A 13951-nucleotide genomic window follows, 5' to 3' on the forward strand; every position below is an offset into this window, starting at 1 on the left:
GGTGCCGTTTAACGGGGCAGCGTGCCGTTCTGGGCTACCTGCGCCAGCTGCGCCGATGGCTGCCAGCCTGCGCCCAATGCACGGGCCACCGACACGGCGGACAGCAGGCGCTGGGTGCTGATCTGCACGGCGGCGCGATCTGCTGCCAGCGCGCTGCGCTGGGCATCGGTCACATCCAGATAGGTCGATACGCCCCGCTCGTAACGGGCGCGCGCTACCAGATAGCCGCGTGCTGCCGCCACCTGCGAAGCCGCCTGCGCTTCACCCTGCAACTGACGCTGCTGTACGTCGGACAGCGCATCTTCCACTTCGCGCAGGGCCGTCAGCAGTTTGCTCTGGTGGTTAGCCACCGCTTCTTCATAGCGCGCCTTGGCCACAGCCAGATTGGCCTTGTTGCGGCCACCATCGAACAGCGGCAGCGACAGAGCCAGCGGGCCGGCGCTGAACTGGCGCGCACCGCCTTTGCTCAGGTTTTGCAGGCTCTCCGAAGCAAAGCCGAAGTTGCCCGTCAGGCTGATGGAAGGATAGAACGCGCCTTCGGCCACGCCTACCTGTGCGTTGGCGGAACGCAGCGTCGCCACGCTGCCTGCCAGATCGGGACGCTGGGCCAGCAGGCTGGCCGGCAGACCGACCGGAATCGCCGGCGGCTGCGGCAGGCTCACACCAGCGCCGCTGGCTGGCAATTGCAGCGCTGCCGGGCTGGCACCCACCAGCGTGGCCAGACTGTGTGCGAGCAGATTGCGCTGACGCTGCACTTCATGCAGATCGGCCTGCGCATTGGCGCGTTCGATACGGGCGCGCGATACATCGAGCTCGTTCGACAGGCCGGCATTAAAGCGTGCCGTCACCAGTTCTTCCGATTCGCGACGGGTGTCGAGCGCATTGTTCAGAATGGCGATTTCCGCATCCAGACCGCGCAACTGCCAGTAGGTGGTAGCGACCTGCGAGGATAGCAGCAACAGCACGCCATCGCGGTCGGCCTCGGCAGCCAGTGCCTGTGCGTCGGAAGCTTCCACCAGACGGCGTACGCGACCCAGCAAGTCCACTTCATAGGACAAGCCCACGCCAACCTGGTAATCATTCCCCTTGATGGAGCGTCCACCGAGCGCCAGACCTTGCGAGGTCTCGGCCGAACTGCGCGAATTGCCGATCGAGGAGCGGGCATTGATCTGCGGCTGCTGGCTGGAACGGGTTACGCCAGCCTGTTCAAGCGCCTGCACCAGCCGCTGGGCTGCGGCTTTCACGCCGGGGTTGTCGCGCAGCGCTGTCTGCTCCAGACGGTCCAGCGTGGCGTCATTGAATACCGTCCACCACTGTGCCGGCAGGCGTGCTTCGCTGCTGGCGGCAGGCGCCAGATGGCGGAAGCTGGCATCAGCTACGGCAGGCGGTGGGGAGAAGTCGCTACCGACCGTGGCGCAGCCGGTAACGGCCAGCGCAACGGCAGTGGCCACAGTCAGACGCTGGAAAGCGGAATGGAACATAGTGTTACCTCACTTGTATTTGATTTGTCGGGTACTGCACGCGGGTCTGGACAGACCGCCTAGTGCGCACCACCACCGCCACCCGAAGGGGCTTTTACTTTGTCCGAGAACCACAGCACGCCGATACAGCCAAACAGCACGGCGCCGACCAGGAAGAAGCCGTCGTTATAGGCCATCACATAAGCCTCGCGCCGCACAATGCCGTCGATGGCCTTGAGCGCCATATCGCTGGCCGTCGCCGTATCGAAGCCGCGGCTGAGGAATGATTGCGTCAGCGCCGCCAGACGTTCCTGCGTGGCCGCAGCAAAGCTGGTGACGGATTCACCCAGCCGCTGCGAGTGGAAATGCTCGCGCGAGGTCAGCGCCGTCGCCAGCAGAGCGATGCCGATGGAACCACCCAGATTACGGGTCATGTTGATCAGGCTCGAAGCCGACGGCATGTCCTTGGGCTGGATGCCGTTCATGGCAAAGTTCGACAGCGTCAGCATCACGAAGGGCTGGCCCAGCGCCCGCACGATCTGCGACAGCAGCAGCTGGTCATAGCCGGTGGTGGCATCCATGTAGGCGTTCATGAAGCAGGAGCCGCCGAACAGCAGCAGGCCGAAAGTACACAGGATGCGGTTATCCACCTTGGACGACAGCTTGGCCACAAACGGCATGATGAACAATTGTGGCAGGCCGGCCCACATGATCACTTCGCCGATCTGCATGGGCGAGTAACCGGCGATCTGGCCCAGATACAGCGGCAGCAGGAAGGACGAACCATACAGGCCCATGCCCATCGCCATCGACAGTGCCGTGGCAGCGAAGAAGTTACGCTGGCCGTACAGGCCCAGATTGACGAAGGGCTGCTTGCGCAGCGCGCCCGTCACGGCCCAGCCCAGCAGGCCGATAATCGCCAGCGCGGCAAAGCTAATGATGAAGCTCGATTCGAACCAGTCCTTGCTATTGCCTTCTTCGAGGAAGATGGTCAGGCTGCCCAGCCCCACGGCCATGAAGGCAATGCCCAGCCAGTCGGCGTTGTAGAGCAGGTTGAGCTGACGCTTTTCCTTGTCCAGTCCCAGCGCAATACCGGCGATCAGCAGCAGGCCCGGGCCCCAGTTGATGTAGAAGATCGAAGGCCAGCCATACAGCTCGCTCAGATAGCCGCCGAAGGTCGGGCCCATGGACGGCGCCAGCGTAGCGGTCAGGCCGAAGATCGCCATACCGGTGGCGCGTTTGCTGGCGGGCAGCTTGGCCATCACCAGCGTCATCGCCATCGGTATCAGCGCACCGCCGGTAAAGCCCTGCATCATGCGGAACACGATCATGCTGGGCAGGTTCCAGGCGAAGCCGCACAGCGTGGAACACAGCAGGAACAGCGAGGTGGTGCCCATCATATAAGCGCGCATGCCGAACACGCGCGTCATCAGCCCCGTCATCGGGATGATGATGATTTCGGCCACCAGATAGGCGGTGGCGATCCACGAACCTTCTTCCTGCGTGGCCGAAAGCGTGCCAAGGATGTCCTTGAGCGAGGAATTGGTGATCTGGATATCGAGCACCGCCATGAAGGCGCCCAGCATCCCTGCTGCCACCGCCATCCAGGTGCGGGCGCTCACCTTCTCGCCCGGCGCCGGCGGTGCAAACGGCTTGGGCGTATCGTGGGTTGTGCTAGCCATGAGGCGGCTCCTTAGTGGGCAGCTTTAGCGTCGGCCGCAGCGCCGGAATGTTTGAGCGAGACTTCCGCAATGGCCGACATGCCCGGTACCAGACGGCCGCTCAGCGCTTTCACGTCTTCCGGCTGGAACACGATTTTGACCGGTACGCGCTGGACGATCTTGGTGAAGTTACCGGTGGCGTTATCGGCCGGCAGCAGGGCAAACTGGGCGCCCGAAGCTGGCGCGAAGCTGTCCACTTTGCCGATCAGTTCCTTGCCCGGCAGAGCATCGATGGTGACTTTCACTTCCTGGCCCGGCTTGAGCTCGGCCAGCTGGGTCTCTTTGAAGTTCGCCGTCAGCCAGACGTTTTCCTGCACGATGGCGGTCAGCTGCTGGCCAGCCGTCACGCGCTGGCCCACTTCCACCGTACGCTTGCCGATGCGGCCATCGACGGGTGCCAGCACACGGTTGTAGGCCAGCTGCTGCTGGGCGTCCTTGAGCTGCACGCGCAGCACCGAAGCCTGCGCCTTGAGCACATCGCGCGCAGCGTGGGCGGCGCTGATCTGGGCCTTGGCGGCAGCCGCGCTATCCTTGCGTGCCGTGACATCGGCAGTGGCGCTGGCGCGGGCGGCAACGGCGGCATCGAGTTCGGCTTTCGACACGGCTTTCATCTGGCTGTTATACAGCTGGCCGAAACGGTCGGCATCCTGCTTGGCGCGCACCAGCTGGGCTTCCGACTGGGCCACCTGCGCTGCGGCGGCACTGGCCTGCGCCTGCACCTGAGCGATCTGGGCATCGGCCTGGGCGATCTGCTGTTCCACCGAACCGATCTGCGCCTGGATCTGCTCCACTTTCACCTGCTGATCAAATGGATCAAGTTCGGCGATCACATCGCCGGCATGCACCATCTGGTTATCGTCGATCAGCACCTTGGTCACGGTACCGGCGATACGCGCCGACACATTGTGTACATGGCCCGCTACATAGGCATTTTCCGTCTCGACGTAGTAATGGCTGCGGTACCACATGCGGCCACCCAGTGCCAGCGCGACCAGACCGATCACGGCGGCAATCACCACCACGCGGCGGTTGGCAGGCGGCGTCGCGGCCGGGGCGGCCGGGACAGCGCTGAGCACTTTCTGTTCCTGATTTTGCTGAGTGGACATGTGCTGCTCCAATAAAAAATGAAATGAGAGAGGTGCATTATGGCCTTTTTTTGGGCAAAGTCAAGAAATGAAACGATTGCATTTCATTTTATTTTGCACTACGATGAAGGCATCGAAGCTCACTACCATCATGATCATGAACGCCCACGCCCTCGACGAAACTGATTACTCCGAGGAAATTACCGACCAGACCGGCGCCACGCCATGCAGCGGCAAGAGTGCCGGCCGCCCGCGCGCAGCCGACAAGGAAGCCCGCCAGCTGGCCCTGCTGCAGACGGCTGGCCGCCTGTTCCTCGAAAAAGGCTATTCGAATGTCAGTCTGGAGATGATTGCGCGCGAAGCGCACGTGGCGGTGCGCACCATCTACGTCAAGTTCGGCGGCAAGCTGGGACTGCTCAAAGCCGTGATCGGCAATGGCCGCGCGCACTTTTTCGAAGACATGCAGAGCATGGAAACCGATAAGCGGCCAATGCAGCAGGTACTGTCCGATTTCTCGCTGCGCTTTCTGGAACTGCTATCCCAGCCCAAATCCAACCAGCTATACCGCATGGTGGTGGGCGAATCGCGCACTTCGCCGGAACTGGCGGAGACTTTCTACGAAGCGGGCCCCAAACGCACCCGCGAGGAGCTGGCACGCTACTTCGACCGGCCGGAAATCCGCGCCCAGCTGCGCAGCGAGTTCTCCAGCGACGTACTGGCCTTCCATCTGCTCAACTGCGTGCTCGGTGACGGCATGTGCAGTCTGCTATTCCCGCAGGACACGGGGATGCCGCTGGAAGTACGTCAGGCCCGTGTCAAACAGGGGCTGGAGCTGTTCCTGCACGGCGTGCAGCAGCGGGCGATGTAAAAATTTATCATTTGGTCTATACTGCTTTTTTTACATGGAGCAGATATATGAGCAAAGCGAATCGACTGGACTGGAGTAGACAGGTAACGCTCATGAACGAGCGCATTAAATCGTTTCAGGCCAACCCCGGTCAGGAACAGCTGGATGCCGTGATCGCGCAACTGCAAGCCTACGCAGAGGCAGCCCGCAGCGGCGGCATTGAAATCCCCGCCCAGTTCACCGTCAACTAAGACCATCAACTAAGACCATCAACTAAGCTTCCCCTGCGGCTGCAATCAGGCGACAACATGGCACACGGACAGTGCTATGCTAGGGCATCCTTCACTATACCTAGACGGAGCGCCCATGAGCCTGAAGCAGATCGCGTTTGCCGTCCTCACGCTGGCCTATGCCACCGTGCAGGCGGCGCCCCTCTCCCCCATCGAACAGCGCATCGTCGCCGAAGTCCAGGCCCATAATGAACAGGGCCTGCAACTGCTGGAGCGCGCCGTCAACATCAACAGCGGCACCATGAACCACGACGGCGTGCGGGCCGTCGGTGCCCTGTTCCGCGCCCAGTTCGACGAACTCGGCTTCCAGACCCGCTGGGCCGACATGCCGGCCAGCGTACAGCGCGCCGGTCACCTGATCGCCACGCGCGACGGCAAGCAGGGCAAGCGTTTACTGCTGATCGGCCACCTCGATACCGTGTTCGAAAAGGATAGTCCGGTCGCGCTGTGGCAGCGCAACGGCGGAAGGGTACGCGGTCAGGGCGTCACCGATATGAAGGGCGGCGACGTGATCCTGATCCAGGCCCTGCATGCGCTACAACGCGTCGGTGCGCTCGACAACACCCGCATCAGCATCATCTTCAGCGGCGACGAAGAAAACGCGGGCGATCCGATCGACATCTCGCGTGCCGACATGCAGGCACTGGCAAAACACAGCGATCTGGCGCTGGCGTTCGAAAACACTGCGCGCAATAAACGCGGCGAGGATACCGGCACCATAGGCCGGCGTGCCTCGTCCGAATGGGAGGTCAAGGTCAAGGGCAAACAGGGCCACTCCAGCGGCATCTTCAGCGAGCAGGCCGGCTATGGCGCCATCTACGAGGCGGCGCGTATCCTCGACGGCTTCCGCCAGCAGGTGATGGAGCCGGACCTGACCTTCAATCCGGGCCTGATCGCGGGCGGCACCGGCGTGAGCACCGAGGGCAGCCGCGCGCAGGTGGCGGGCAAGAACAACATCATCGCACCGAATGCCACCGTCAAAGGCGACCTGCGCTACCTGAACTACGAGCAGCGCGACCGCGCCCACGCCAAAATGCACGCGATTGTTGCGGCCAGCCTGCCCGGCACCAGCGCCAGCATCGAATTCCACGAACACTATCCGCCGATGTCGCCCACGCCCGGCAATCTGGCCCTGCTCAAACTCTATTCGCAGACCAGCGCCGATGCGGGACTGGGCGAAATCCCTGCCTTCCCGCCGGGCGAACGGGGCGCCGGCGACATCCAGTTCGTCGCGCCCATGCTCGACAGTCTGGACGGTCTGGGCGCCACCGGCAGCGGCACCCACTCGCCCGACGAAGAGCTGGAAATCGCCTCGATCGAGCGGGCCACCATCCGCACCGCCCTGCTGCTGTACCGCCTGACCCGATAAATTAAGCACAGCACGATTCGCGCAAACTCGGCATCCAATACGGTGTTACCATGATCATTCGAACAAGGAGTGATCATGGCAGCCTGTACTGTGGTCAATCGTGATGGCAGCATCACCATTCCGGCTCACATCCGTGAAATGTACGGTATCAAAGAAGGTGCCGAAGTTCAATGCGTTATTAACGGTTACCAGATAGAGCTACGCATCACTGCAAGCTGTCTGCCAGAACTCACAACCACCATTAATAGCGGCTACGGTCTGATAAGTAGCCAGATGTCATCTATCGATCCCCACACTGGCATCTGACAAAAATGATAGGCCTCGACACCAACGTGCTGGCACGCTATTACATTGCGGATCAGGCCGACGCGGAGGCTCAGCGTCAGAGATTGCAAGCACTAAACGTGCTCGAATCAGGAACTGCACTGGCCGTATGCAAGACTGTCATAATCGAACTGGAATGGCTAATGCGCCATCACTATGGACTGGACTGCAGCGCCAGCACAGCCGTCATACAGCATTTGCTTAGCCAGCCACAAATTACCATCGAAGACAGACCAGCAATTATGCAGGCACTGCGCAATCATTTACTTGGACTGTCGTTTGCGGATGCTCTGCATCATGCCAGCTATTTACACTGCACTAGTATGCTCACTTTCGACGATCGAAAATTTGCGCGCCGCGTACGTGCACTCAAATTAACACCTACTGTCAAACTGCCCTAGCATTGACCGGTTAAGTATATAAAAAAGCCGGGAACGTATGAACGTATCCCGGCTTTTGGTTTGATGCGTAACGCGATTGCTTAGCGCTTGCGCGGTGGCGGCAGGTCGGTACAAGTGCCTTCGTACACTTCCGCAGCCATACCGATCGATTCGCCCAGCGTAGGGTGCGGGTGGATGGTCTTGCCGATGTCGGTGCCGTCGCAGCCCATTTCGATGGCCAGCGCGATCTCGCCTATCATGTCGCCCGCATGGGTACCGACGATGGTGCCGCCGATGATGCGGTGGGTTTCAGCGTCGAACAGCACCTTGGTGAAGCCTTCGGCACGGCCATTGGCCACAGCGCGGCCGCTAGCTGCCCATGGGAAGTGGCCCTTCTCGACCTTGATGCCCTTGGCTTTGGCTTCGTCTTCGGTGATGCCCGCCCATGCCACTTCCGGATCGGTGTACGCCACCGACGGGATGACCTTCACATCGAAGTGCGACTTCTGGCCAGCAGCAGCTTCCGCTGCCACGTGCGCTTCGTGCACGGCCTTGTGCGCCAGCATAGGCTGCCCCACCAGATCGCCGATGGCGAAGATGTTAGGCACGTTGGTGCGCATCTGGCTGTCGACCGGAATGAAGCCGCGGTCGGTGACGATCACGCCAGCCTTGTCGGCTGCCAGCTTCTTGCCGTTCGGGCTACGGCCCACGGCCACCAGCACCAGATCGTACACTTGCGGAGCAGGCGCGGTAGCACCCGCTTCGGCCGCTTCGAAGGTGACTTTGATCCCTTCCGGCAGCGCTTCAACCGCCACCGTCTTGGTCTTGGTCATGACGTTATCGAAGCGCTTCTCGTTGTACTTCTGCCAGACTTTGACGGCGTCGCGATCAGCGCCCTGCATCAGGCCGTCCATCATTTCGACCACGTCGATGCGCGCACCGAAGGTCGAATACACGGTCGCCATTTCCAGACCGATGATGCCGCCGCCGATTACCAGCATGCGCTTCGGAATCTGGCGCAGTTCCAGCGCGCCGGTCGAATCGACGATGCGCGGATCTTCCGGTACGAACGGCAGTTTCACCACCGAGGAACCTGCAGCGATGATGGCCTGCTTGAACTGCACCACTTTCTTGCTGCCGTCAGCCGCGGTGACTTCGATGTGGTTAGCGCTGAGGAACTGGCCAACACCCTGCACGATCTGGGTCTTGCGCGCCTTGGCCATGCCGGCCAGACCGTTGGTCATGTTGGCGATCACGCCTTCCTTATACTTGCGTACCTGATCGATATCGATGGCCGGCTTGGCAAAGGTTACGCCAGTGTTCGACATATGGGCCGTTTCATCGATCACGGATGCCACGTGCAACAGCGCTTTCGACGGAATACAGCCTACATTCAGGCAGACCCCGCCCAGCGTGCTGAAACGCTCGACGATCACGGTGCTCATGCCCAGATCGGCCGCGCGGAAAGCTGCCGAGTAGCCGCCAGGGCCGCCACCGAGCACCATCATGTCGCAGTCGATATCGATCTGGCCACTGTAGCTGCTGCCAGCCGGCGCCACGATAGGCGCAGCTGCCGCTGGCGCCGCAGCGGCCGGAGCCGGTGCAGCAGCGGCCGGAGCCGGAGCGGCGGCGCCTGCGCCCGCTTCCACCAGCAGCAGGGTTACGCCTTCCTTGACCTTGTCACCAACCTTGACCAGCACTTCCTTCACCACACCTGCGTGCGAGGAAGGCACTTCCATACTGGCCTTGTCCGATTCCACCGTCACCAGCGACTGGTCCACCTTGATGGTGTCGCCCGCCTTGACCATCACTTCGATTACTTCTACTTCTGCGAAGTCGCCGATATTCGGCACTTTTACTTCTGTGCTCATAGTCGCTCCTTACAGCAGAATTTTGCGCATGTCGCCGAGCACTTCGCTCAGGTACACGGAGAAGCGGGCGCCCATCGCACCATCGACCACGCGGTGATCGTAGGACAGCGAAGTACCCATCATCAGGCGAGGCTGGAAGGCTTTGCCATCCCATACCGGCTTGATGGACGCTTTCGACAGACCCAGAATCGCCACTTCCGGCGCATTCACGATAGGCGTGAAGTGGGTGCCACCGATGCCGCCCAGCGACGAGATGGTGAACGTTGCACCCTGCATATCGGTCGGTTTCAGCTTGCCTTCGCGCGCCTGAGCCGACAGTTCCGTCATTTCGCGGGCGATCTGCGAGACCGATTTCTGATCGGCGTTTTTCACCACCGGCACGACCAGACCATTCGGCGTATCGGCAGCGAAGCCGATGTTGTAGTACTTCTTCAGAATCAGGTTCTCGCCCTTCTCGTCCAGCGAGGCATTGAAGGTCGGGAATTTCTTCAGTGCGGCCACGGAAGCCTTGATCACGAAGGCCAGCATGGTCAGCTTGGCCGCATCCTTGTTCTTGGCATTGGCGTTATTGGTCTCGACGCGGAACGCTTCCAGATCGGTGATGTCGGCATCGTCGAACTGGGTAACGTGCGGAATCTGTACCCAGTTGCGGTGCAGATTAGGACCGGAAATCTTCTTGATGCGCGACAGCGGCAGCAGTTCGGTCTCGCCGAATTTGCTGAAGTCCAGCGACGGCCATGGCAGCACGCTGAAATTGCCGCCACCACCTACCGAACCACCGGCAGCAGCGCCGGCCGGTGCGGCCACGCTGCCAGCCATCACGCCCTTGACGTAGCTCTGCACGTCCAGCTGGGTGATGCGGCCTTTCGGACCGGTGCCTGCCACTTTGCCCAGATCCACGCCCAGTTCGCGGGCGAACTTGCGGATCGAAGGCGAAGCGTGCGCCAGTTTGCTGGTCTGTACCGAGCCTTGCGAGGCTGCGGCGGCTGGCGCGGCAGCAGGGGCAGGCGCGGCGGCCGCCGCTGGTGCGGCTACAGCAGGGGCAGCAGCCGGTGCAGCGGCGGCCGGTGCAGCAGCACCGCCAGTCGCTTCCACCACCAGCACTACACTGCCCATGCCGACCTTATCACCGACCTTGACGCGCATTTCTTTCACCACGCCGGCGTGCGACGAAGGGATTTCCATGCTGGCCTTGTCCGATTCCACCGTCAGCAGCGACTGATCGACCTTGATGGTGTCGCCTACTTTGACCATGACTTCGATGACTTCCACTTCCTTGAAGTCGCCGATGTCCGGCACGGTGACTTCCACCGGACCGGCCGCAGCAGGAGCGGCAGCCGGTGCTGGCGCAGCCGCCGCAGGGGCCGGAGCTGGAGCTGCAGCGGCTGGTGCAGGTGCTGCTACCGCAGGTGCAGCCGCCGCGCCATCCGCTTCCACCATCAGCAGCAGCGAGCCTTCGGCAACCTTGTCACCGACTTTAACTTTGATTTCCTTCACCACGCCAGCGGCGGAGGAAGGGATTTCCATACTGGCTTTATCCGATTCGACGGTGATCAGCGACTGATCGACCTTGATGGTGTCGCCGACTTTAACCATCAGCTCGATGATTTCCACTTCCTTGAAATCACCGATATCCGGGACTTTAACTTCCACAATGCTCATAGCGTTTGCTCCGTATCTTTTTTAGCGGATTACTGGGTCACCGGATTTGGTTTGTTCGGATCCAGACCGTATTTGACAACAGCCTGCTCCACCACTTTGGCGTCGATCTTGCCTTCTTCGGCCAGCGATTTCAGCGCTGCCACGGTGATGTAGTAGCGGTTCACTTCGAAGAATTCGCGCAGCTTCACGCGGCTATCCGAGCGGCCGAAACCGTCGGTGCCCAGCACGCGGTAAGTACGATCCTTAGGCATGTAGGCGCGGATCTGCTCGGCGAACAGACGCATGTAGTCGGTGGTGGCAACGATAGGACCTTCGGTGCCCTGCAGCAGCTGGGTCACGTATGGCACGCGCTGTGGCTTGGTCGGGTTGACCAGATTCCAGCGTTCGGCATCCTGACCTTCGCGCGCTACCAGCGTCAGCGACGGAGCGGACCAGATGTCGGCGGCGATGTTCCAGTCGTTTTTCAGCAGTTCGGCAGCGAAAATGGATTCGCGCAGAATGGTGCCCGAGCCGATCAGCTGCACGCGCTGCTTGGCGGCTTTGTCGCCTTCCTGCAGCAGGTACATGCCTTTCAGGATACCCTCTTCCTGACCGGCTTTCAGGCCAGGGTGCGGGTAGTTCTCGTTCATGATGGTGATGTAGTAGAACACGTCTTCCTGTTCCGTCACCATGCGGCGCAGACCATCCTGAATGATCACGGCCACTTCGTGCGAGAAGGTCGGATCGTACGGCAGGCAGTTCGGAATCGCGGCAGCGAACAGGTGGCTATGGCCGTCCTCGTGCTGCAGACCTTCGCCGTTCAGCGTGGTACGGCCAGCGGTACCGCCCATCATGAAGCCGCGAGCGCGCATGTCGCCGGCAGCCCAGGCCAGATCGCCGATACGCTGCATACCGAACATCGAGTAGTAGGTGAAGAACGGAATCATCACGCGGTTGTTGGTCGAGTACGAGGTCGCCGCAGCGATCCACGAGCTCATACCACCGGCTTCGTTGATACCCTCTTGCAGAATCTGGCCGGCCTTGTCTTCGCGGTAGTACATCACCTGATCTTTATCGACTGGCTCGTACAACTGACCTTGCTGGTTGAAGATACCGATCTGGCGGAACAGACCTTCCATACCGAAGGTACGCGATTCGTCCACCAGAATCGGCACCACGCGCTGACCCAGACTCTGGTCTTTCAGCAGCGCGGTGATGATACGCACGAAGGCCTGAGTGGTCGAAATTTCGCGGCCTTCCGGCGTCGCTTCCAGTACGTTCTGGAACGACGACAGTGGCGGCACTACCAGCGTTTCGTCAGCTTTCACGCGGCGCGCAGGCAGGTAGCCGCCCAGCGCTTTGCGGCGCTCGTGCAGGTACTTGATTTCCGGTGCGTCGTCGGACGGTTTGTAGAACGGAATGTCGGCCAGCTGATCGTCCGGAATCGGGATCGAGTAGCGGTCGCGCATTTCGCGCACAGCTTCGTCGCTCAGTTTCTTGGTCTGGTGAGCGGTGTTACGTGCTTCACCGTGTTTGCCCATGCCGAAGCCCTTGATGGTTTTCACCAGCAGCACGGTAGGCTGACCTTTATGTTCCTGCGCGACCTTGAAGGCAGCGTAGATCTTGTGCGGATCGTGACCGCCGCGGGTCAGACGCCAGATGTCGTCGTCGGTCATGTTGGCGACCATTTCCAGCAGCTTAGGATGCTTGCCGAAGAAGTGCTTGCGCACGTAGGCGCCATCTTTGGCTTTGTAATTCTGGTATTCGCCGTCGACGGTTTCCATCATTACTTTTTTCAGGATGCCTTCCTTGTCCTTGGCCAGCAGCGCATCCCAGCCCGGCCCCCAGATGACTTTGACCACGTTCCAGCCGGCGCCGCGGAAGTCCGATTCCAGTTCCTGAATGATTTTGCCGTTGCCGCGCACAGGGCCGTCCAGACGCTGCAGGTTGCAGTTGACCACGATGACCAGATTGTCCAGTTTCTCGCGGCCGGCCATGCCGATCGCGCCCATCGATTCCGGCTCGTCCATCTCGCCGTCGCCGCAGAAGGCCCAAACTTTACGGTCGGTGGTATCGGCGATCGAACGGGCGTGCAGATACTTCAGGAAGCGTGCCTGATAGATGGCCATCAAGGGGCCCAGACCCATGGACACGGTAGGGAACTGCCAGAAGTCCGGCATCAGTTTCGGGTGCGGGTAGGACGACAGACCTTTGCCATCGACTTCGCGGCGGAAGTTGGTCAGCTGGTCTTCGCTCAGACGGCCTTCGAGGAAGGCGCGGGCGTACACGCCCGGCGAGGAGTGGCCCTGAATGTACAGCAGGTCGCCACCATGGTTTTCGCTCGGCGCTTTCCAGAAGTGGTTGAAGCCTATGCCCAGCATATTGGCCAGCGAGGCAAACGAGGACAGGTGGCCACCGAGGTCGCCGTCAGCGCGGTTAGCCTTGACCACCATGGCCATGGCGTTCCAGCGCATCCACGAGCGCAGCTTTTCTTCGTATTCCAGATTGCCCGGGCAGTGGTTTTCCAGATGGGCAGGAATGGTGTTGACGTAGGCCGTATTGGCGGAGAAAGGAATGTCGGAGCCAGCCTGACGGGCCAGATCGATCAGACGTTCCATCAGGTAGTGAGCACGTTCGGGGCCCTCTTGTTCCAGCACTGCGGCCAGTGCGTCCAACCACTCTTTAGTTTCCTGCGCGTCCGGGTCGGTGCTTACCGTAACCTGGTCAAGTTGAGCTGACATGTATGAAGTCTCCTGAGTCTGAGTCTGTAGGGGCCCGATCTTGCGGCACCGAAAGGGTTTTTACGCTGATTATTTACCAATACTACTAAGCCGTGTGCGGATTCTAACAGCACTTTTCCGCTTTTTCAAATTACGATATGAGATTTTATATTGTGAAATTTCACTATGAAAAACTTGTGCGCCGCAGCACCTGATCGTGCAGGAAACGCGGCGCAATGGGCG

Annotated in this window: 11 protein-coding genes; 5 read left to right on the forward strand and 6 right to left on the reverse strand. The window is 60.8% G+C overall.

Annotated elements, in window-relative coordinates; genetic code table 11:
• Positions 1-8: 8 nt before the first annotated feature.
• Genes GTP27_RS04280 through GTP27_RS04290 form a run of 3 tightly spaced genes read right to left on the reverse strand, consistent with a single transcriptional unit; the run spans position 9 to position 4287 of the window.
• A complete protein-coding gene (locus tag GTP27_RS04280; protein ID WP_161037934.1) occupies positions 9-1481 on the reverse strand; it encodes an efflux transporter outer membrane subunit in 1473 nt (490 codons plus the stop codon).
• Positions 1482-1540: 59 nt separating this feature from the next.
• Positions 1541-3142, reverse strand: coding sequence for a DHA2 family efflux MFS transporter permease subunit (locus tag GTP27_RS04285; RefSeq protein ID WP_161037935.1), 1602 nt, complete (start codon positions 3140-3142; stop codon positions 1541-1543).
• Positions 3143-3153: 11 nt separating this feature from the next.
• Positions 3154-4287 (reverse strand): HlyD family secretion protein, encoded by a 1134-nt coding sequence (locus GTP27_RS04290; protein WP_161037936.1) that lies wholly within the window; start codon positions 4285-4287, stop codon positions 3154-3156.
• Positions 4288-4390: 103 nt separating this feature from the next.
• On the opposite strand from GTP27_RS04290, the gene GTP27_RS04295 reads away from it, so the two are divergent.
• The 5 genes from GTP27_RS04295 (at position 4391) to GTP27_RS04310 (ending at position 7497) form a co-directional block, all read left to right on the forward strand.
• Positions 4391-5134 (forward strand): TetR/AcrR family transcriptional regulator, encoded by a 744-nt coding sequence (locus tag GTP27_RS04295; protein WP_229633375.1) that lies wholly within the window; start codon positions 4391-4393, stop codon positions 5132-5134.
• Positions 5135-5181: 47 nt separating this feature from the next.
• Complete coding sequence (locus tag GTP27_RS23570) at positions 5182-5364, forward strand: hypothetical protein (protein WP_202416582.1); 183 nt, start codon at positions 5182-5184, stop codon at positions 5362-5364.
• Between the two features lie 115 nt (positions 5365-5479).
• Complete coding sequence (locus GTP27_RS04300) at positions 5480-6772, forward strand: M20/M25/M40 family metallo-hydrolase (protein WP_161037937.1); 1293 nt, start codon at positions 5480-5482, stop codon at positions 6770-6772.
• Positions 6773-6847: 75 nt separating this feature from the next.
• Entirely contained in the window at positions 6848-7078 is a 231-nt protein-coding gene (locus tag GTP27_RS04305; RefSeq protein WP_161037938.1) for an AbrB/MazE/SpoVT family DNA-binding domain-containing protein, read from the forward strand.
• Between the two features lie 5 nt (positions 7079-7083).
• Positions 7084-7497 carry a type II toxin-antitoxin system VapC family toxin gene (locus GTP27_RS04310; protein ID WP_161037939.1) on the forward strand — a complete coding sequence of 138 codons (414 nt, stop codon included), beginning with the start codon at positions 7084-7086 and terminating at the stop codon, positions 7495-7497.
• An 80-nt stretch (positions 7498-7577) separates the two neighbouring features.
• On the opposite strand, the gene lpdA is transcribed toward GTP27_RS04310, so the two are convergent.
• Genes lpdA through aceE form a run of 3 tightly spaced genes read right to left on the reverse strand, consistent with a single transcriptional unit; the run spans position 7578 to position 13729 of the window.
• Positions 7578-9347 carry a dihydrolipoyl dehydrogenase gene (lpdA, locus tag GTP27_RS04315; protein WP_161037940.1) on the reverse strand — a complete coding sequence of 590 codons (1770 nt, stop codon included), beginning with the start codon at positions 9345-9347 and terminating at the stop codon, positions 7578-7580.
• Between the two features lie 9 nt (positions 9348-9356).
• Positions 9357-11009 (reverse strand): dihydrolipoyllysine-residue acetyltransferase, encoded by a 1653-nt coding sequence (gene aceF, locus GTP27_RS04320; RefSeq protein WP_161037941.1) that lies wholly within the window; start codon positions 11007-11009, stop codon positions 9357-9359.
• Between the two features lie 29 nt (positions 11010-11038).
• On the reverse strand, positions 11039-13729 hold the full coding sequence (gene aceE, locus GTP27_RS04325) for a pyruvate dehydrogenase (acetyl-transferring), homodimeric type (protein ID WP_161037942.1): 2691 nt from the start codon (positions 13727-13729) through the stop codon (positions 11039-11041).
• Positions 13730-13951: the final 222 nt, after the last annotated feature.

Source organism: Duganella qianjiadongensis (assembly GCF_009857915.1).
Lineage (GTDB): Bacteria > Pseudomonadota > Gammaproteobacteria > Burkholderiales > Burkholderiaceae_D > Rugamonas > Rugamonas qianjiadongensis.

Bases quoted from the DNA above. Each gene is read 5' to 3' on its own strand.
- GTP27_RS04290 (WP_161037936.1), bottom strand. From the start codon at position 4,287: ATGTCCACTCAGCAAAATCAGGAACAGAAAGTGCTCAGCGCTGTCCCG.
- aceE (WP_161037942.1), bottom strand. From the start codon at position 13,729: ATGTCAGCTCAACTTGACCAGGTTACGGTAAGCACCGACCCGGACGCG.
- GTP27_RS04280 (WP_161037934.1), bottom strand. From the start codon at position 1,481: ATGTTCCATTCCGCTTTCCAGCGTCTGACTGTGGCCACTGCCGTTGCG.
- GTP27_RS04305 (WP_161037938.1), top strand. From the start codon at position 6,848: ATGGCAGCCTGTACTGTGGTCAATCGTGATGGCAGCATCACCATTCCG.
- lpdA (WP_161037940.1), bottom strand. From the start codon at position 9,347: ATGAGCACAGAAGTAAAAGTGCCGAATATCGGCGACTTCGCAGAAGTA.
- GTP27_RS04310 (WP_161037939.1), top strand. From the start codon at position 7,084: ATGATAGGCCTCGACACCAACGTGCTGGCACGCTATTACATTGCGGAT.
- GTP27_RS04300 (WP_161037937.1), top strand. From the start codon at position 5,480: ATGAGCCTGAAGCAGATCGCGTTTGCCGTCCTCACGCTGGCCTATGCC.
- aceF (WP_161037941.1), bottom strand. From the start codon at position 11,009: ATGAGCATTGTGGAAGTTAAAGTCCCGGATATCGGTGATTTCAAGGAA.
- GTP27_RS04285 (WP_161037935.1), bottom strand. From the start codon at position 3,142: ATGGCTAGCACAACCCACGATACGCCCAAGCCGTTTGCACCGCCGGCG.
- GTP27_RS04295 (WP_229633375.1), top strand. From the start codon at position 4,391: ATGAAGGCATCGAAGCTCACTACCATCATGATCATGAACGCCCACGCC.
- GTP27_RS23570 (WP_202416582.1), top strand. From the start codon at position 5,182: ATGAGCAAAGCGAATCGACTGGACTGGAGTAGACAGGTAACGCTCATG.